The organism is Flagellimonas marina, assembly GCF_042651185.1.
Classification (GTDB): domain Bacteria; phylum Bacteroidota; class Bacteroidia; order Flavobacteriales; family Flavobacteriaceae; genus Flagellimonas; species Flagellimonas marina.
Genome location: NZ_JBHSCL010000004.1, coordinates 803,203 through 822,371, shown reverse-complemented (window position 1 = coordinate 822,371; position 19,169 = coordinate 803,203). Strand labels below are relative to the sequence as shown.

General features: G+C 41.8%; 22 protein-coding genes. 10 read left to right on the top strand and 12 right to left on the bottom strand.

All coding sequences use genetic code 11. The features are described from left to right. The first annotated feature begins 32 nt into the window (after nt 1-32). Nucleotides 33-506, top strand: coding sequence for a 23S rRNA (pseudouridine(1915)-N(3))-methyltransferase RlmH (gene rlmH, locus ACFOWS_RS07265; RefSeq protein WP_379763266.1), 474 nt, complete (start codon nt 33-35; stop codon nt 504-506). 128 nt (nt 507-634) lie between these two features. On the opposite strand, the gene serA is transcribed toward rlmH, so the two are convergent. Next, a complete protein-coding gene (gene serA / locus ACFOWS_RS07260; protein ID WP_379764502.1) occupies nt 635-2,527 on the bottom strand; it encodes a phosphoglycerate dehydrogenase in 1,893 nt (630 codons plus the stop codon). A 358-nt stretch (nt 2,528-2,885) separates the two neighbouring features. After that, nucleotides 2,886-3,338, bottom strand: coding sequence for a methyltransferase family protein (locus tag ACFOWS_RS07255; protein WP_379763265.1), 453 nt, complete (start codon nt 3,336-3,338; stop codon nt 2,886-2,888). A gap of 61 nt (nt 3,339-3,399) precedes the next feature. Here ACFOWS_RS07255 and ACFOWS_RS07250 point away from each other — a divergent pair, with 61 nt between their 5' ends. From ACFOWS_RS07250 to ACFOWS_RS07235, 4 genes are all read left to right on the top strand, one after another. After that, a complete protein-coding gene (locus tag ACFOWS_RS07250) occupies nt 3,400-3,981 on the top strand; it encodes a non-canonical purine NTP diphosphatase (RefSeq protein WP_379763264.1) in 582 nt (193 codons plus the stop codon). Nucleotides 3,982-4,121: 140 nt separating this feature from the next. After that, the gene (locus ACFOWS_RS07245; protein WP_366589810.1) at nt 4,122-5,873 is read left to right on the top strand and encodes a DEAD/DEAH box helicase; all 1,752 of its coding nucleotides are present in this window, start codon (nt 4,122-4,124) and stop codon (nt 5,871-5,873) included. Nucleotides 5,874-5,948: 75 nt separating this feature from the next. Beyond that, nucleotides 5,949-6,725: a carboxypeptidase-like regulatory domain-containing protein gene (locus ACFOWS_RS07240; protein WP_366589813.1), complete on the top strand. Its 777-nt coding sequence runs from the start codon at nt 5,949-5,951 to the stop codon at nt 6,723-6,725. 99 nt (nt 6,726-6,824) lie between these two features. After that, entirely contained in the window at nt 6,825-8,510 is a 1,686-nt protein-coding gene (locus ACFOWS_RS07235; protein ID WP_379763263.1) for an alpha-amylase family glycosyl hydrolase, read from the top strand. A 7-nt stretch (nt 8,511-8,517) separates the two neighbouring features. Here the strand turns inward: ACFOWS_RS07235 and ACFOWS_RS07230 are convergent, their stop codons facing one another. Further along, nucleotides 8,518-9,042, bottom strand: a complete 525-nt coding sequence (locus tag ACFOWS_RS07230) for an SRPBCC family protein (RefSeq protein ID WP_379763262.1) — start codon at nt 9,040-9,042, stop codon at nt 8,518-8,520. Between the two features lie 40 nt (nt 9,043-9,082). Further along, nucleotides 9,083-9,736, bottom strand: a complete 654-nt coding sequence (locus tag ACFOWS_RS07225) for a TrmH family RNA methyltransferase (protein ID WP_379763261.1) — start codon at nt 9,734-9,736, stop codon at nt 9,083-9,085. An 85-nt stretch (nt 9,737-9,821) separates the two neighbouring features. Here ACFOWS_RS07225 and ACFOWS_RS07220 point away from each other — a divergent pair, with 85 nt between their 5' ends. The 4 genes from ACFOWS_RS07220 (at nt 9,822) to purB (ending at nt 13,441) form a co-directional block, all read left to right on the top strand. Continuing rightward, complete coding sequence (locus ACFOWS_RS07220) at nt 9,822-10,703, top strand: hypothetical protein (RefSeq protein ID WP_379763260.1); 882 nt, start codon at nt 9,822-9,824, stop codon at nt 10,701-10,703. A gap of 81 nt (nt 10,704-10,784) precedes the next feature. Continuing rightward, entirely contained in the window at nt 10,785-11,480 is a 696-nt protein-coding gene (locus ACFOWS_RS07215; protein WP_379763259.1) for an SIR2 family NAD-dependent protein deacylase, read from the top strand. Further along, nucleotides 11,477-12,049 (top strand): adenylosuccinate lyase, encoded by a 573-nt coding sequence (locus ACFOWS_RS07210; RefSeq protein ID WP_379763258.1) that lies wholly within the window; start codon nt 11,477-11,479, stop codon nt 12,047-12,049. Before ACFOWS_RS07215 ends, ACFOWS_RS07210 begins: the two co-directional genes overlap by 4 nt. A 48-nt stretch (nt 12,050-12,097) precedes the next feature. Continuing rightward, a complete protein-coding gene (purB, locus tag ACFOWS_RS07205; RefSeq protein WP_379763257.1) occupies nt 12,098-13,441 on the top strand; it encodes an adenylosuccinate lyase in 1,344 nt (447 codons plus the stop codon). A gap of 317 nt (nt 13,442-13,758) precedes the next feature. Here the strand turns inward: purB and ACFOWS_RS07200 are convergent, their stop codons facing one another. From ACFOWS_RS07200 to ACFOWS_RS07190, 3 genes are all read right to left on the bottom strand, one after another. Further along, the gene (locus tag ACFOWS_RS07200; protein ID WP_379763256.1) at nt 13,759-13,917 is read right to left on the bottom strand and encodes a hypothetical protein; all 159 of its coding nucleotides are present in this window, start codon (nt 13,915-13,917) and stop codon (nt 13,759-13,761) included. Nucleotides 13,918-14,017: 100 nt separating this feature from the next. Further along, nucleotides 14,018-14,461, bottom strand: a complete 444-nt coding sequence (locus ACFOWS_RS07195; protein ID WP_379763255.1) for an SRPBCC family protein — start codon at nt 14,459-14,461, stop codon at nt 14,018-14,020. Further along, nucleotides 14,454-14,783: an ArsR/SmtB family transcription factor gene (locus ACFOWS_RS07190; RefSeq protein ID WP_379763254.1), complete on the bottom strand. Its 330-nt coding sequence runs from the start codon at nt 14,781-14,783 to the stop codon at nt 14,454-14,456. Before ACFOWS_RS07190 ends, ACFOWS_RS07195 begins: the two co-directional genes overlap by 8 nt. Before the next feature lie 295 nt (nt 14,784-15,078). On the opposite strand from ACFOWS_RS07190, the gene ACFOWS_RS07185 reads away from it, so the two are divergent. Beyond that, entirely contained in the window at nt 15,079-15,678 is a 600-nt protein-coding gene (locus ACFOWS_RS07185) for an MCP four helix bundle domain-containing protein (protein ID WP_379763253.1), read from the top strand. Nucleotides 15,679-16,011: 333 nt separating this feature from the next. Here ACFOWS_RS07185 and ACFOWS_RS07180 read toward each other — a convergent pair whose 3' ends face one another. The 5 genes from ACFOWS_RS07180 to ACFOWS_RS07160 all read right to left on the bottom strand — a co-directional run bounded on the left by ACFOWS_RS07180 (nt 16,012) and on the right by ACFOWS_RS07160 (nt 19,090). Next, entirely contained in the window at nt 16,012-16,827 is an 816-nt protein-coding gene (locus ACFOWS_RS07180) for a mechanosensitive ion channel family protein (RefSeq protein WP_379763252.1), read from the bottom strand. A gap of 148 nt (nt 16,828-16,975) precedes the next feature. Then, a complete protein-coding gene (locus tag ACFOWS_RS07175) occupies nt 16,976-17,515 on the bottom strand; it encodes a DUF4252 domain-containing protein (RefSeq protein ID WP_379763251.1) in 540 nt (179 codons plus the stop codon). A gap of 109 nt (nt 17,516-17,624) precedes the next feature. Further along, the gene (locus ACFOWS_RS07170) at nt 17,625-18,164 is read right to left on the bottom strand and encodes a DUF4252 domain-containing protein (RefSeq protein ID WP_379763250.1); all 540 of its coding nucleotides are present in this window, start codon (nt 18,162-18,164) and stop codon (nt 17,625-17,627) included. Nucleotides 18,165-18,174: 10 nt separating this feature from the next. Then, nucleotides 18,175-18,594 carry a hypothetical protein gene (locus ACFOWS_RS07165; protein WP_379763249.1) on the bottom strand — a complete coding sequence of 140 codons (420 nt, stop codon included), beginning with the start codon at nt 18,592-18,594 and terminating at the stop codon, nt 18,175-18,177. Beyond that, a complete protein-coding gene (locus ACFOWS_RS07160) occupies nt 18,581-19,090 on the bottom strand; it encodes an RNA polymerase sigma factor (RefSeq protein ID WP_366589843.1) in 510 nt (169 codons plus the stop codon). The genes ACFOWS_RS07165 and ACFOWS_RS07160 overlap by 14 nt, the downstream gene beginning before the upstream one ends. Nucleotides 19,091-19,169 lie beyond the last annotated feature (79 nt).

Sequence of the window (19,169 nt, the reverse complement as noted above, 5' to 3'; positions counted from 1 at the left end):
CGTTGTAATTACTTTAAACCTTATTTTTGGGTATGCAGATTACCTTGATTGCCATTGGAAAAACGGATAGTGTTGATCTAGAACAACTTATATCGATATACGATAAAAGATTGCAACATTACATAAAGTTTCAGTTTCAAATCATTCCTGATATCAAAAACAGTAAAAATCTTTCGGAAGTTCAACAAAAGGAAAAAGAAGGTGAACTGATTTTGGGGCAACTGCAGTCTTCAGATGTCCTGATACTTCTTGACGAACGCGGAAAACAGTATACTTCACTCGAATTCTCCCAATTCCTTCAAAAGAAGATGAACAGCGGTATTAAAAATTTGGTTTTGGCGATTGGTGGTCCGTATGGATTCAGTAATGCAATTTACGCACGTGCCAATGGAAAAATCAGCCTCTCCAAAATGACGTTTTCCCATCAAATGGTACGATTGTTCTTAGTGGAACAGCTATATAGGGGCTTCACCATTTTACGGAACGAGCCGTATCATCATGAATGATTAAGTACAAGTTCAAGAATCAAACTCAAGACCGCTGCGCTTAAAGATGTAAGAACCAAGACTATTTCTTTGTTCATGGTTCATGGTTCTTGGTTCTTGATTCTTGACACTTGACACTTGAACTTTGCCTAGTACAGTACCCTAAACTTAATAGTGTTCTCCACATTTTTAAGCGCTTTCACCACCTCTTTATCATATTCCTTATCCAAATCGGTGATAACATAGCCTACATCTGGGTCAGTGGAAAGGTATTGTCCTGAAATGTTCAAGCCGTATGTCGCCAACACTTCATTGATTTTGGCCATGATTCCGGGTACATTCTTATGGATGTGCAAGAATCGATGTGCCTTGTTTTGTTTGGGCAATCTGATATTTGGGAAATTTACAGCATCAACAGTATTCCCAGAATTGATATAATCCATAATCTTGTTGGGAACGAAATCCGCGATATCACGCTGGGCTTCTTCCGTACTTCCACCAATATGTGGGGTTAAAATAACATTGGACAACCCTTGCAGCGGCGTTGAGAATTCGCCATTGCTCCGTGGTTCAGATGGATACACATCAATGGCTGCTCCACCTAACTTTCCGCTTTTTAGTGCAGCTGCAAGCGCATCAATATCCACCACAAATCCTCTGGAAAGGTTGATGAGCATGGCACCATCCTTCATTTGTTTGATTTCACGCTCTCCAATGAAGTTCTTGTTGGCCTTGTTATCATCAATATGAAGTGTCACCACATCAGAAATGGACAATAAGTCTTCCAGAGTACTGCACTTTATTGCATTCCCCAATGCCAATTGGTCGGCCACATCATAGTAATAGACCCGCATACCAATGGCCTCTGCCAATACAGACATTTGCTTGCCAATATTACCGTAACCAACAATCCCTAAGTTCTTACCTCGGACCTCGCGTGAATTGGCCGCAGTCTTGTTCCATTCGCCATTATGGATTTCTGTACTACGGGTAAAAATGCTACGCATAAGCATGACGGTCTGTCCTATAGCCAGTTCAACCACAGAACGGGTATTACTATATGGAGCATTGAATACAACTACTCCTTTTTTCTTGCTGTATTCCAAATCAATCTGGGTAGTCCCGATGCAAAATGCTCCCACTACCAATAATTTATTGGCGGCATCCAGCACCTTTTGGGTCACTTGCGTCTTGGAGCGGATTCCCAAAACATGTACGCCCTTGATACGCTCAATGAGCTCTTCTTCAGGCAGACTGTGCTTTACCAGTTCAACAGAAAAGCCTTCTTCTGATAGGTTTTCAAAAGCGGCTGGGTGCACATTCTCAAGCAAAAGGATTTTGATCCTGTTTTTGGGATAGGATAGGTTTCTTGGTAAATCGTTCACAAACAAAAATTCATCTAGGTTAGGTGCAACATGGTCCGCATTGTTTGCAGCCTTGTCTCGGTGCACATTTTCAGTGTAAGCAAAAAACTTGTGGGCTATTCCAGCTTCGCGCATTACATAATCACTATAGCCATCACCAATGACCTGAACCTCTCCGTCCAAATCAAGTCGCTTTAAGCATTCTATTTTTCCGTTATGGGATGCCAACACATTGGTCTCATCGAATCCTGTAATGTTTCCGGCCTCATCAAAGGTAAAGGTATTGGCATAAACGCGGTCCGAAGGAATGTTGTACTCGGCAACAATAGGGTCGATAAATTCCTTGAATCCACAGGATATTACATAAATATCATCTGAAAATTCATAGAAAAAGTCCTTGTTGGCAGCAATGGACTTGGAGATTTTCTGTCTGAGCTCCACCACCAAATTCTCCAAATCGGCTTTATTGGCCTTCAATAACCGGATTCTTCGCTCAAGGGATTCCGTAAAAGAAATGTCACCATCAATCCCTAAGTTGGTAATATGTTGAATTTCAGCAACTATCTCCTCTCTTTTGGGGTTTCCCTGGAGGGTCATCTCCGCCAATACATCCAACGCCTCTACCCGGGTAAGGGTACTATCAAAATCGAACACATATTTACGACCCGTTTCCACCATGGACATCTTGAAAAAAATTAAGGCGTAAAATTACACATAAATTCCATCCTTGTAATCGGAACTTATCAAAAACCTTACACATTTGCGGATAAATCAAAAATCCACTACGATTTGTTTCAAATGGCACCCAAATCATACTTTTTTGCAAGTAGGAACCATCAATAAATCAAGTGCAAGTGCAAGAACAAATTCAAGCGAAAGTACTTTTTCTAAATTCAATAACGACACGCCTGCCTGCGGCAGGCAGGAATTTCACTAATCTTCACGAATGTTTTCATGAAGTTAACCTGGTTGATTTTAAGATTATTAAATTTTTGGTCTTGACTCTTGAACTTGAGTCTTGGCTCTTGAAAAAGTATCAAAACCACCTACGTGTCAATTTACAGTAGAGCGTATAGTCCTTACCAAACTTTTCCAGCAACACTTCTTCTTCTGGCTTTATCTGAAAATGGTTCATCCAATACACAAAACCTGCAGCCAATAATGTGTTGAAGGCGTTGCCCAGTTTCAATCCAAATGCCAACAAAATCAGCAACATAGCCAAATACATGGGGTTTCTACTGTAGTTGTAAAGTCCTGAAGTTACCAGTTGGGTTGCTTTTTTCGGGTTTAAGGGGTCCACAGTGGTCTTTTTAAAAGCAAACTGAGCCATTGAGATTACCGCTATTGATCCGCCCAACCCAAACAAAACCCAAGCCAGTTCATTTCTCCCGAAGAAATCGAATTCCCCAACTGGTAAAAATCGGTCCAACACATACATCAATCCTCCAAAAATCAAGGTTGCTAGAACAGGTGGTATTCGAAATTTCATTTTGTAAGGTTTACAAACCGAAATTACTACTTTTGAAACTGAATTAAGAACCCTTTTCATCTTGAAACTCGTATTTGCCACCCATAACGACCATAAATTAAAGGAAGTTCAACAACTTCTCCCTGAATCCATTGAGCTTTTATCCCTAAAAGATATTCAATGCTTTGATGAAATTCCCGAAACGGGCGAAACCTTGGAAGAGAATGCCAAAATAAAGGCCGATTTTGTGACCCAAACCTATGGTTTGGACTGTTTTTCGGACGATACCGGTTTATTGGTCAATGCTTTGGATGGAGCACCGGGTGTTTATTCTGCTAGATATGCAGGAGAGCAAAAAAATGCCCAAGACAATATGGGCAAACTCCTATTGGAACTAAACGGAAAAGAAAACCGCAACGCTCATTTTAAGACAGTGATCCATTTGAATCTTGAAGGGCAAAGCCACACATTTGATGGTATTGTAAAGGGTACTATTACCCATAAAGAACAAGGTTCGGGCGGATTTGGCTACGACCCCATTTTTCAGCCCAATGGATACAATAAAACGTTTGGGGAACTCCCCCCTAAAACCAAGAATGCCATCAGCCATCGAGGCAGGGCCATTCAGAAATTAGTAAACTTTTTAAAAAACAGGAGTTTATAGTAGCCACCGTCTAAATTTAGCGTACATTTGCCGCTTTATTAACGCCGCCGGTATGGGCAAGGTGTTGCGCTGGGCTTAAAGGTTATACAGGAATCGCTCTATGCAACACAACATATTTGCGATTTAAGGTATACACCGCTATGACAAAATTTGAAGCCTTGGGGTTAGATCAACCCCTATTGGATGCTATTTCCGATCTTGGATTTGAATCTCCATCCGAAGTACAAGAAAAATCAATCCCAATTTTATTGGAACAAGACACCGATTTGGTGGCCTTGGCCCAAACAGGAACTGGAAAAACCGCCGCTTTTGGTTTTCCCATGATCCAAAAAATACACGCAGAGAGCAGAACCACACAGGGTTTGATTCTCTCTCCCACCCGTGAACTCTGTTTGCAGATCACCAACGAACTCAAACTCTATTCCAAATACGTAAAAGGACTAAGCACTGTGGCCATTTATGGTGGTGCCAGCATTACGGAACAGGCCAAACAGATTAAACGTGGCGCACAGATTGTTGTGGCCACCCCTGGCCGAATGAAGGATATGATTGGACGAGGGATGGTGGACATCTCCAAAATTGATTACTGTGTTCTGGATGAAGCCGATGAAATGTTGAACATGGGCTTTTATGAAGACATCAAGGACATCCTCTCCAACACGCCCCAAGAGAAACTGACGTGGTTGTTTTCTGCTACCATGCCAAAAGAAGTGGCTTCCATCGCCAAAAAGTTCATGCACAAGCCGGTTGAAATTACCGTTGGCACCAAGAATGCTGGAGCATCTACGGTTCAGCACGAATATTATGTGGTAGGCGGTCGTGACCGTTACGCCGCGCTAAAGCGATTGGCAGATGCCAACCCAGGAATCTTTTCTGTTGTTTTCTGTAGAACCAAACGCGATACGCAACGTGTTGCTGAAAAATTGATTGAGGATGGCTACAATGCTGGTGCGCTGCATGGTGATTTGAGCCAAAACCAACGTGATTTGGTGATGAATGCATTCCGAAAAAAACAAGTGCAGATGTTGGTGGCCACAGATGTTGCCGCCCGTGGTATTGATGTGGACGACGTAACCCACGTTATCAACTACCAACTACCTGATGAGATTGAAACCTACACCCACCGTAGTGGGCGTACCGGAAGAGCGGGAAAATCAGGAATTTCCATGGTCATTATTACCCGTTCCGAGCTTCGGAAAATCAAGACCATTGAAAAAATCGTCAAACAGGAGTTTATCGCCAAAAAGATTCCTACAGGCATTGAAATTTGTGAGATTCAACTCTATCATTTGGCCAACAAAATCAAGGATACCAAAATCAATAAGGAAATCGATGCCTATTTGCCTGCCATCAATGATGTTTTGGAAGGGATAGACCGCGATGAGCTTATCAAGAAAATGGTTTCTGTGGAGTTTACACAGTTTTCCAACTACTATAGCAAGACCAAAGACCTTAATACGGTTGAAAGTGGCCGTGAAAGTTCACAAAAAGGAGCTTCAAATTCGGGTGACTCCAGTGGTTCTGTTCGCTATTTCATCAACATAGGGGAACGGGACGGTTACGATTGGATGTCGCTCAAGGACTTTCTTAGAGACACCTTAAACCTTGAAAAAGAGGATATCTACAACGTGGACACCAAGGATAGTTTCTCCTTCTTCAATTCTGATGCACAACTCACTGATTTTATCCTCCAAACTTTTACCGAATTTAAGGTGGATGGGCGCTTCATCAATGTGGAGGTCTCTACAAAACCAGGAGGCCAAGGCAAGGGAGGCCGCAAAAGAGACCGTAAACGTGGTGGTCGTAAAGGCGGTGGCAACAAATCGTTCAAAGGAGGCAAAAAAGGAGGTTATGGTAAAAAAGGAGGCAAAAAAAGACAGGGGTTTTATTAGTTAATTCTATATTAAATGGTAAGGGGCTCCTATTTATTTTTCTTTGTTTAGTACTTTTATACCTACAAAGATTGCATGAAAAGAATTTTACTTACACTTTTTTCCATTATCCCTTTGCTAGGCTTGGCCCAGAACGAGGATGAAAGTCCTGTTTTGGAAGAGTTGACACTTACCGTGGTAAATGCGCAAACGGATTTTCCTTTGGAAAGTGTGCACGTCATCAACCTTACACAGGTAAAAGGTACCATTACCGACCAAAAAGGTGAATTTACTATTGAAGCCGCGGTAAACGACACCCTCTATCTCAGTTACTTAGGTTTTAAAGCACAAAAAGTTCGGGTCACCAACGATATGTTCAAAATAAAGGACACTAAAATCGCCTTGACCGAGTTGGCTTATGCCCTTGAAGAAGTAATTGTGACGCCCTACCAACTCACGGGGTATCTTGAAATTGATGTGAAGAACCTTCCTGTTAACAATGCATATCAGTATAGTATTTCGGGGTTGAACGCTAGCTATGAAGCCGGCAGCAAAAGTCCGAGTGCGGTCACCAAAGTTTTGGGCGCCATTTTAAATCCGGCTGACCTCTTGCGGAACCTATTCGGAAAAAAACCAAGGCAAATGCGCAAATTGCGGCAAATGAAAGAAGATGATGAGATTAAAAACCTCTTGGCTTCCAAATTTGACCGCGAGGTGCTTACCGAACTCCTTCAGTTGGAAAAAGTGGATATTGAAGATATCCTCAACAACTGCAATTACTCAAAATCCTTTATCAACACCGCAAATGACCTCCAGATTTTGGATGCCATTTCTAGTTGCTACGAGGAATATAAAGTATTGAACAGAAACTAAATCAAACTAAATTTTCAATTTTTGGGTCGAAAGTGCGAAACTCTAAATAAATTTTAGAATTCCGTATTCATTTTATAGCTTTAAACAAAATCCCAAAACATGAAAAAACTACTTGTTGTCATGTCTATCCTATCCTTTTTTATAGGCTGCAAGGAGGTTAAAAAAGAGCAGCAAAAAACAGTGCAAGTAGTTGAACAAGAGACCCCTAAAAAAGAGGTGCCTTTTGTTTGGGAGGGTGCAAATATCTATTTTCTTTTGACCGACCGTTTCAACAACGGAAACCCTGATAACGATATTAATTTTGAAAGAACCAAGGAAACCGGAGTACTTCGCGGTTTTGAAGGGGGCGATATAGCTGGTGTAACCCAGAAAATTGAAGAAGGCTATTTTACGGATTTGGGGATAAACGCCATTTGGCTCACCCCATTGGTGGAACAAGTACACGGTGCCACGGACGAGGGAACGGGAAACACTTACGGATACCATGGCTACTGGACCAAGGATTGGACGTCTCTTGACCCTAATTTTGGTACTAGAAAAGACTTGGGAAATATGGTGAAAGCTGCCCACGCTAAAGGAATTCGGGTTCTTTTGGATGTGGTGCTCAACCATACCGGCCCTGTTACCGACAAAGACCCAGTTTGGCCCGAGGATTGGGTACGCACGGGCCCTACATGCGAATTCACCACCTATGAAAATACCACAGCCTGCACCTTGGTGGAAAATCTGCCCGATATTCTTACAGAGTCCGATGAAGCCGTGGAACTTCCTGATGCTTTATTGGCCAAATGGAAAGAGGAGGGCCGCTTGAGCAAGGAATTGGACGAGTTGCAACTCTTTTTTGAACGTACGGGATATCCCAGGGCTCCACGTTATTACATTATTAAGTGGTTGACCGATTACATCAATGATTTTGGTGTGGACGGCTTTCGGGTGGATACCGTAAAACACGTCAATGAAAATGCATGGGAAGACTTGCACAAAGAAGCGGTCTACGCCTTTGAAATGTGGAAGAAAAAACATGAAAGCCATGTGTTGGACAATAACCCTTTCTACATGGTCGGGGAAGTCTACAATTACGGCATTTCCGGCGGCAGAGAGTATGATTTTGGGGATAAAAAGGTGGATTTCTTCAACTATGGTTTTAAAAGTCTTATCAATTTTGAGTTGAAGACCGATGCAGACAAGAGTTACGAGACCATTTTTAAAAAATACAGCGGTTTACTTCACACCAAATTAAAGGATAAAAGTGTGCTCAACTATTTGACTTCGCATGATGATGGCGCTCCTTATGACAAGGAGCGGAAAAAGCCTTATCGTGCTGCCAACGTGCTTTTGTTGACACCTGGAGCCTCCCAAGTATATTATGGGGATGAAACTTCCAGAAGCCTTATCATTGAAGGTACCCAAGGGGATGCCACTTTACGTTCATTTATGAACTGGGAAGAACTGGATAGTCTTCCTGAAATCCAAAAAGTGCACAAACACTGGCAAAAATTGGGGCAATTTAGAAGAAACCACCCTGCTGTTGGAGCCGGTAAGCACAAACGCTTGGCCAAATCGCCCTATGTGTTCTCAAGAACCTATGACAACGGCGACTACAGGGACAAAGTGGTGGTTGGGCTCGATTTACCTAAAGGTAAAAAGTCGTTGTGGGTTAAGGGATTCTTTGGTGATGGCACTAAATTATTTGACACCTACTCCGAAACCGAAGTCACAGTGGCCAACGGCAAGGTCATCCTGGAAAATGATTTCGACATTGCCCTTTTGGAATTGGTGGAATAGTTTTAGGTTATTCCAACCGTTCTTTGAGGCTGGCAAGCCCTTCCTCAAAATCCTTTCCAATCATTTTGTCCATATTCATAAACAGCATCATAATACTCATGGGAAATTTGTTTTTCCCTGAAAAGCCCCACGTTACCTTGGTAGTATTCGCATCCACTTCTTCAGTGGTAATATAGGCATCCGAAGTGGATTTCCATGGCTTTAAAAAACGAAGTTCGGATTCAATACGTTCGCCATCCACAATTCTGGTGATTTCCTGTTCTCCTTCACCTACTTCCTTGTTCCCATTCCAGTAATTCATGGAGCCGACCTCACCATCCGTTCCCGTGAATTTTTGTTGCATATTAGGGTCTCGCTTGCCCCATGGCGACCATTCATTCTGCTTTTTGAGCGACCTCAAATACGCAAAAACTTCAGATTTGGGTTTCGCAATTTCCACTGAACGTGAGACATTATAGGTTTTTGGGGCAATCATTGCCAAAATAAGGACGAGTAGCACAATCCCTGCAAGGACATAAAGCAGTGTAGCCATTTGTTTATGAATTGGTTATGAACTAAATGTACAAAAAACTTTATTTGGAAAAGTACCGTTGAATAATCCCCTCCACACTTTTGATGGATTTTTTGGTCCAGTCCAACCGTTTTTCCAGAATCTCAATATCGGAAAGATGCCAATCCAGCGAAGAGTCCCTAACTTTTTGCGTCAGTTCTTGAATGATGATGGCCGCAGAAACGGAAACGTTCAGACTTTCCGAAAAACCCATCATGGGAATCTTTAAAAACCCATCTGCCCGTTGTACTACTTCTTCGCTCAAGCCTTCTTTTTCCGTCCCGAAAAAAAGGGCTGTTTTGGTCTTGGGGTAAAAATCGTCCAGCAATTGGGAATCGTTATGGGGTGTGGTAGCAATGATTTGGTAGCCGTTGCTTTTAAGTTTATCGAGACATTCAGACGTAGTCCGGTACCGATGCACATCGACCCACTGCTCTGCCCCTACCGCAATATTTTTGTCCAGACGTTTTCCAAAACGGTCCTCCACCACATGCACATCTTGGATGCCAAATACATCACAGCTCCGAATGATGGCACTGGTATTATGCATTTGATAAACATCCTCCAGGGCCACGGTGAGCCATCGGGTGCGGTTTTGCAGTACGTCCAAAAAACGCTGTTTTCGTTCTTCGGTGAGATACGTTTCCAAATAGGTGAGCAAATCGTCATTAAACATAAAAAGCAAGATAGGAAAATTTAAAAATGAAGGTTTTTGATGTATCGATTTTGTTATCTTAGGGCTAAATCATACCACATAAAAAATGAAATCAAGACTACGAACGAACAACCTAAAGACAATGATTTTAAGACTATTCTTGTTGGTTGGCACCATGGTTATTTCACTGTCCTTCACAGAAAAAATGACCCCTGATAATTCCCAGGAGGACAAAGGCTTCAATATGGAGAAAGACCTGTTGTTGGGACTGTTTGACTGCAAAACTGATGTAGACGACCTGCATACCGTTGCTGCTTTTGTCACTTTATTTTCCAACTCGCGCTTTAAGACGGTTAATTACCATGCTGTTGCCGGCACTTATGGGATTCAAGAAGGGCTGTACGTTCCACCAAACCCCTTATTTGAACTTGCTTTTGGCGATAATTGGACAGATGCCCACAACAATGTAGCTGCTGCCGTTAATCAGGTCAAATCCATTGTTAAATCAACCTTTGATCAACAAGGTGATGTTTGGATAGCAGAAGCTGGACAATCGGATTTTACCGCAGCACTAATCAAGGCTGTCCATGCTGATTTCCCTGACATAAATACCTTGGAACGGATTCATGTAGTGCAGCACAGCGACTGGAACGAGGAAGTAACTTCTCCTGAAAGTCTTGCGTTCGTCAAGAAACATTCAGACTATATAAAGATTCCTGATGGTAATGCCGTTGGAAATGGAACCCCTGGGTTTAGAGACCCTGAGTTCGACAATTGGAATGCGTATATCTCCGACCCAAAATTGATTGAAATATGGGAACGGGCCATTGAAATCTCCGATGCCCACAATGGAAAAGAAGGACGCTATAACAACGAAGCCATTTTGGCAGGAGGGTTGGACTTCTCCGATCTATCCGAAGTTTGTTGGATTTTAGGCATACAGGACATAAAAGACGCAACGGAATTTTTCAATCTGTATTCCAACTAAGTCGTTTTTTTCAATCCGTAGAAAAGTGAAACCATTTATGGCCGAAAAGCATACTTTTTCACCATAAAGCAATTACAAAAAATGCCTAAACCAAAAATAGTTGTACTGACCGGAGCCGGAATGAGTGCCGAGAGTGGCCTAAAGACTTTTCGGGATGCCGATGGACTGTGGGAAGGCCATGATGTTATGGAAGTGGCTTCTCCCCATGGTTTTGCCCGTAATCCCGAGCTGGTTTTGGATTTTTACAATCAGCGGAGGCGACAATTGTTACAGGTGAGTCCCAACGCAGGGCATATGGCACTCGCTACCCTAGAGCAGCATTTTGACGTAAGCATCATCACACAAAACGTGGACAATCTGCATGAACAAGCTGGAAGTTCGCATGTAGTGCACCTTCATGGCGAACTGTTCAAAGTGCGTAGCACCCGGGATGAATCCTATGTATTGGATTGGACGAAGGATTTGGTCTTGGGAGATTTGGATGAAGAAGGGCATCAACTGCGTCCCCATATTGTTTGGTTTGGGGAAATGGTTCCGCTGATGAATACGGCGGCACGTATTGCCCAACAGGCCGATATTTTGATTGTTGTGGGCACTTCCATGCAGGTGTATCCCGCCGCAGGACTGATTCATTATGCCCCAAAACACATTCCTATGTATTTTGTGGACCCCAAACCCACGGTACGCTCTTCAGATTTCGCTAATCTCACGGTCATTGCTGAAACGGCGGCCAAGGGCCTGCCCAAACTGGTAGAGCAATTGGTGACAAATTCATGACCGAACAACAACTACATATAGCCCTGCACTCGGGACGACTTTTTAAAGATGATGTGGACCAACTGGTAGACAAACTTATCCTTCAGCCCAACATGGTCGGACCACTGCTAAAAGAGGTTTTAATCGAAGAAAAGGAAGGTACCTACAATGCCAGTTGGACGTTTCGGCACCTTATTGAAAAGAAATTGGATTATTTGTTGCCTTTTTTTGACGATTTCACTGAAATACTGGGCAAATTGACCTCCGAATCCACCATTAGGGCCATGGCCTGTGTTTGTGAAATGGTATGTGTGGCCTATTTTAAAAAGAAGGACCCTGCTTTCCAAAATAATATTAGCGATGAGCAACTGGAAAGAATCATGACGGCTTGTTTTGATTGGCTCATCAGTGAAATGAACATGGCCCCAAAGGTCTTTTCCATGACCAGTCTCTATTATTTGGGGCAAAAATTTGATTGGGTCCACCCCGAGTTGCGCCAAGTTCTGGAAGACACCTACGCTTCGGGCAGCACAGGCTATAAAAACCGGGCCAAAAAAACCCTGGACAAGTTGGCCCAAATAGGCCGTTAAACTCTACGAGTTTGAGTATCTTTGCAACTTTCAAAATCGTTCGCAAAAATGTCCTTAACACAACTCAACGCCATTTCTCCCATTGATGGCCGATATAGAAACAAGACCAAAAGTCTAACGAATTATTTTTCTGAGGAGGCGCTTATCAAGTACCGTGTTCAGGTTGAAATTGAGTATTTCATTGCACTTTGCGAAATTCCATTGCCCCAATTGGCCGATTTTGATGCAAAGCAATTTCCAGAACTTCAGAACATCTACAAAAAATTTTCTTCGGAAGATGCGCAGGCCATCAAGGACATAGAAAAAGTTACCAATCATGATGTAAAGGCGGTTGAGTATTTCATCAAACAGCAATTTGATGCGTTGGGGTTGGAAAAATACAAAGAGTTCATCCATTTTGGATTGACCTCTCAGGACATCAACAATACTGCCATTCCACTTTCCATTAAAGAGGCGATGAACGATGTTTACGTGCCTTCGTACTTTGAGGTGTTTGAAAAATTAAAGGAACTGTCCAAGGAATGGGAGAACATTCCCATGTTGGCACGGACGCACGGACAGCCTGCCTCCCCTACCCGTTTGGGCAAGGAAATTGAGGTGTTTGTGGAGCGTTTCAAGGAGCAGTTCAATTTATTGAACGATATTCCCAGTGCGGCCAAATTTGGTGGTGCCACTGGAAATTATAATGCCCACAAGGTAGCATACCCTCAAACCGATTGGAAAGCCTTTGGGAAGCAATTTGTACAGGAGAAATTGGGTTTGCACCACTCCTTCCCTACCACCCAAATTGAGCATTACGACCACATGGCGGCGCTTTTTGATACGTTGAAGCGCATCAATACCATTTTGATTGATTTGGACCGGGATATTTGGACGTATATTTCCATGGATTACTTTAAGCAGAAAATCAAAAAAGGGGAAGTGGGCTCTTCTGCCATGCCGCATAAGGTAAATCCTATCGATTTTGAAAATTCCGAAGGAAATTTGGGGTTGGCCAATGCTGTTTTTGAGCATTTATCTGCCAAACTACCCATTTCCAGACTACAGCGCGATTTAACAGACAGCACCGTCTTGCGCAATGTGGGCGTACCTTTTGCGCATACTTTGGTCGGGTTTCAATCCACTCTAAAAGGATTGAACAAATTGGTGTTAAACCAAGATAAATTTGAGCAGGATTTGGAAGACAATTGGGCCGTGGTGGCCGAGGCCATCCAGACCATTTTGCGTCGTGAAGGGTATCCCAATCCCTATGAAGCCCTAAAGGGTTTGACCCGAACCAACGAAAAAATCTCCCAAAAATCCATTGCTGATTTTATTGAGACCTTGGAGGTGTCTGATACCATTAAAACGGAACTGAAACAAATCACCCCAGCGAATTATACGGGAGTCTAATGAGTGTTCTTAGAAAAATTCTGTTCACTTTTGGTTTCTTTTTTCTATTTAGTGGTGCAGTTTTAAAAATATTACACTGGGAGTTTGGATTCATTGATGGAACCGCATTGATTGTAATTGGCTACTTTTTACTTTTTACGGGAATAGTTCTTTACATTTGGAGAAAACCAGAGAAATAACCCCAGCGAATTATACAGGGGTTTAGGTAGCATGTTCTACACAAAGTGATTTGAATTCTTACATGGGTTTGTGTATTGAAATATTGCTCTCTCAGAGGGCGCGGCTAAACACTGTCTAGTACCTTATCAGGAATAGCTTTATTTATTTTCAGGGAGAGAATCAAATTCTTTTTTTTTGTTTTCAAACCATTCCTGCATAGCTCCTTGGTTTTGCATTAATTTCTGCATTTCTCCCATGGCTGCCATATGAGCTGAATCTTTCTTTTGAAACATTTCCATTCCATGTTGTTTGCTCATTTCTGCAATTTGGTCAAAAGTGTCTGCACGGAACTCCTTATCGCAAGCTCCACCCAGTTGTTTGCATGTCATTGTCCTCATGATTTTCAATTTTAGTTTGTTATTTTATTGATTTAAGCAAATCTTCAAGCCTATTAAATACAGAACCCCAACCATTTAAAATTCCCATTTTTTCCTGTTGGATGCGATATTCTGCTGTAGGATGAACTACGTTGAAAGTAAAGTCAGTCTTATCCCCATTTGTCTTGAATATCGCTTGGATTTCAACCCCTTCCGTCATTGGTTTGAAATCTGCCTTTGAAACTATTTTTTTGTTTTTTACAATTTCCAAATAAACTCCCTCCGCTGTAAATTCTGTTCCGTTAGGCATAGGCATTACAAACTTCCATTTACCTCCAACCTTGAATTCATGTTCAATTATTTTTGTTTTTATTCCTTTTGGAGACCACCAATTGGCAATGTGCTCAGGTTTGGTCCATGCCGCCCACACCAAGTCTATTGGAGCATCAAAGGTTCTCTCAATGGTTACGGTTCTATCATTCATTATCGGTACTTTGTTTTTTTAGTTTCATTAAATATTCTTCAAAAGAATCTATTTTCCCTTCCCACAGTTTCTTGTGTTGTTCTAACCACATAAATGCAGGAATTAGGTTTTGAGCTTGAATCTTGCAGTATCTTTCCCTCCCCTTTTTATTAATTTCTATCAATCCACTTTCATTCAATATTTTCAAGTGCTTCGAAATGGCAGGTCTACTTATTTCAAACTCGTTGGCTATTTCATTTATAGAAAGCGCTTCTTTTGAGAGTAAGTCAATGATTTCTCTCCGGACCGGGTCAGCGATTGCTTGATACACATCTCTTCTCATAAACAAGTAACCATTCGATTACGAATATATAAGTAACCGTTCAGTTACGCAAATAAATTTTTAATGAATTTCAAAAAGGTGTTCTGTAAAATCCCTTTTTATGGTTGCTGATGTCTTAAAACATGATTTGTTCTTAATGCTTTGACGGCCAAGTGAGCAGATGCCCCAATAAAAGTGAATGGCGTCTAATAATTCTGGAATAGATTCCACAAAAGCATCTGCCTATCAAGACGACAAAGGAATCGCGTTTTTTGTATTATTGCATTTCGACGTTAACCTCTAAAAAGTAGTGAATATGGCGTTCTACAATAAAATTAAATGGATACTTGGAATACTATTGATCTTTGTCTTGATCATCTCAACCAACCTAATTGATAAGAATAATTTTGTTCGGGTCCGTGATTCAGTAGTCACCATATACGAAGACCGGTTAGTGGCCAATGATTTAATTTTTGAAATGCTTACGTCGGTTCATCAGAAGGAATTGGCCTTATCAGTCTCCGACACCACTTTTTTTAAAACGCAAAATCCAAAGATCAACGATAATCTTCAGGCTTTGGTTTCCAGGTTTGAGGAAACCAAACTAACATCTGAGGAAGCAAAGGTCTTTTCTGATTTGAAGAAAAATATTGAATCGTTGGTAGCGGTTGAACACCAGGTTTCAAACTCCGATTACGGTAATAATCCCAAAATTGTCAATCATATTGAGGAGTTAAAAGATAATCTGAATGATTTGTCCAAGATTCAACTCAGTGAAGGAAGTCGGCAAATGTCAATTAGCAAGCGTGCTGTTGATACGGTGGAGTTGTTTACACAAATTGAGATTTACTTTTTGGTCTTCTTGGCCATTTTAATCCAGATTATTGTCATGTACAAGCCAAAAGAAAAGGCTTGACTTAATTTCTCATTAGTTTTTGCAAATTTTAGCTAAACATCTACCACTCAATAGACAAGAGTGCAATCAGTATTTTTTGGCTTATCCTTATCAGTAACTTGTTGACCTCAAAGCAATTCAATAGGTGATATTGAAATGAAATGGGAAGCATGAATTGAGAAGTCCAATTCCTAGATTTCTCGGTCGTAAACTCACCTCGAAATGACAAACAGCTTGCTGGGTATACAATAATCAAAGCGCGGGAGTCATTGCGAACTGACTTTGGAGTGTGAGAAATCCAATCATGGGTTTCTTGATCGCAAGCTACCGTCGAGTTAACAGGCGGCTCACGAATTACCCCTTCTTCTGGATTTCCACTTGATGTGGGTATGGAATCTCAATTCCCGCTTTATCCAATGCCAGTTTGCAATTTTCATAGGTGTTGAAGTACACATCCCAATAATCTTGGGGTTCGCAGAAAGGCCGAACGGCAAAGTTCACAGAGCTATCCGCCAATTCCATTACATTTACGGAGGGAGCAGGATCTTTCAACACCTTTGGGTTGTCCGTGAGTACCTTTAAAAGTACCTCTTTGGTCTTTTTGATGTCCTCATCATACCCTACTCCAATAACTGTATCCACCCGCATACGTCCTTCTGCAGTATAATTGATGATGTTTCCATTGGCCATGGCCCCATTGGGTACTATAGCGAGTTTGTTTTGGGGCGTCACCAATTTAGTGGTGAAAATTTCAATGCCTTTTACCGTGCCGAGTACACCTTGGGCTTCAATCAGGTCCCCAATGCGATAGGGTTTGAAAATCATAAGCAATACCCCTCCCGCAAAGTTGGAGAGCGAACCTTGAAGGGCCAGACCCACCGCTAAACCTGCGGCGGCTATTAAAGCAGCAAACGTAGTTACATCAACCCCCAAGCGGGAAATTACCACGATGATCAGAAATATTTTTAGTGCCCATGAAAAAAGGTTAAGCAAGAACTTCTGCAAGGATTGATCATACTTACTTTTGGACATTACTTTGCGGGTGCCCCTCACGATTCTTTTGATGACCCACATTCCCACCAGATAAATGAGAATTGCTGTTATGAGTTTTGGCCCAAAATCCTTGGCTAGGTCTAAACCGTAGTTCATCCATTCTTCTGCTTTTTCCATGATTGTATTGATTTAATGTGTTAGTGGTCTTAGTATGAGATACTAAGATAAAAATAAGGTCACAAAAAACCGTAAAAGTGAAGTTCGGGAAATAAAAAGGGGCAACATTTGTTGCCCCTTTCGTCGTTTATTGATTGATGGATTGTCTTTATCCTTTTAGGAAATCACCTATTTCGCCCAGTCCTTCTCCTTTATAATCCGATTTTTGAATGGCCTGCATCAATTGCACAATATGGGCTGGGTTCATGTCCTTGCCCAACACACGGACCAGGGCAAAGCCTTTATCGTCGCTATCACCGTAGATAATCACCTCGTCGATGGCATCCTCATCACCCAAATATTTAATCACGCCTTTACCATATTTGGAATTGATTTTCATCAGCTCCACAAAGTCATCGCCTTTTAGGATTTCCCGAACTTTCTTCTTCTCTGCTTCAAACTCTAATGCATTGTCGGCATCCTTTTTAAAGGCCAATAGGTTGAATTTCCGTAAGGATTCCACAGCCTCTTTTTGGGTCGGATTCAAATCTACAGCGTCCATTTTAAGGATGCTGGCTGGAAGGTCAATGGAGATAAAATTCGGGTTCTCCGAATTATCCACATAGTATTCCTGAAGGCTTTGTTGCGAGGAACAGGAAGCCAACAAAATGGCTCCTACCACCAAAACACTTTTAAAAATATATTTCATCTGTACTTTTTTTGATTGATTGCTTTACTACAAATCGGCTGACAGTAATGGGTAGCTATTTGATGTATTTTGTTACATCGCAACCAATCACTGTCAACCGTTACACTTCTTAGTTATCTTTTCCCGCTTTGTTCAACTCTTTGGGAAGGTTCATTTTTTTGGTCAATGAATTGATTTTGTTCAAATCAATATCTCCGGTGAGGGATAATAGAACAGTCTCGATCTTCCGTCCATCAGCCTCAATATTGCTTAGATCAGAAACCAACATCAACAGTTCGCTAACATGGTCATCATCCCTGCCTTGCTTAATGTAAAACTTTACATTGGCCTCTTTGTCCTTCACACGCATAAGCTCTTCCATTTTTGAAGATTTCAGATAACTATCCACGGAAGATTTCATATCTGAACCTATTTTTTCGTTGTCGGTGGTAAACACTTTCAAACTTTTAAGGCTACTGGCAATGTCCATAAAGTCCCGGGCCTCGGGGTCGTCCACTTCCACATCAATTTTAGCCAATAGGTTGAACATGCTTTTATTCACTACCACTGAGGTTACGTCGTCCATATCCTCGAACTTGTCGAACAAGGACTGTGAAAATCCCGATAAGGGTAGAACGGCGATCAAGAAGATTAAAATATTTCTTTTCATTTTTTACGATTTAATTGTTGTTGTAAATTTTTTGCTTTGCTTCTTCAAACTCCTTCAAATACGCCACTTTTTCTGTGCCTCGGTTAAAGTTCTCCGCTAGGAGTTCAAAGGCTTTCATGGTTTCTTGGTAGGCGTACTCTGCTTTCTTCTTTTCTTGGTATTGATTACCAAAATAGATGCCAAAGGTCAAGACTGCAACCGCTGCAACGGAAATCCATTTGTAATAGTTTACGCTAGGTTTTAATGGAACCTGCTTGGTAAAACGTTCTTCCTTGGCAATGGAAAAGTAGTTGAACATGGGCTTATATTGCTCAAGATGTGTGGCCACTTTCTCTTGAGAAAAATAGTCCCGGAGCTGTTCCTCCTCGGCCACCGTTGTGCTGGCCTCAAAGTACTTTTCCACTAATTTTTCTATATTATCCAATTCCATAGCTATGTTTTTTTGTCAATTCTTCTCTTACTGTTTTTCGCGCCCGGGACAGTGCCACTCGTACAGCGGTGGGCTTCATGTCCAACAGGTCACATATTTCATCAAATTCGTATTGCTCCACATCCCGCAGTTGCAATACCATTTTCTGCTGCTCCGGTAATTCTTCCATTATGCGTTCCATCCAGCTTACACTGTCCTCGGCCTCCAATTGGCGTTGTAACGAGGTGCTTTCATCGCTGTAATTGCTGTGCACCAACTTCAGGTTTCCGGCTTGCTTGGATTTTAAACGGTCCAAACAAAAATTCTTGGTCATCGTCATGGCAAAGGCTTCCACGTTATTATAGGTGCCCATCACCTCGTTTTTTGACCATAGCTTCAGCAAAATTTCTTGGGTGGCGTCCTCTGCTTCCTCCCGTGACACCAGCAAGCGCTTTGCCAGTCGGTAGAGCTTGTCCTTAAAAGGCATTACCACATTTAAAAATTCAGCTTGTTTCATTGGTTGTTTTCGTTGTTTCAGGTCAAATCCATCGACCTTCATTATCACGACGACGCATATCGAAATTTGTTACAAAAAA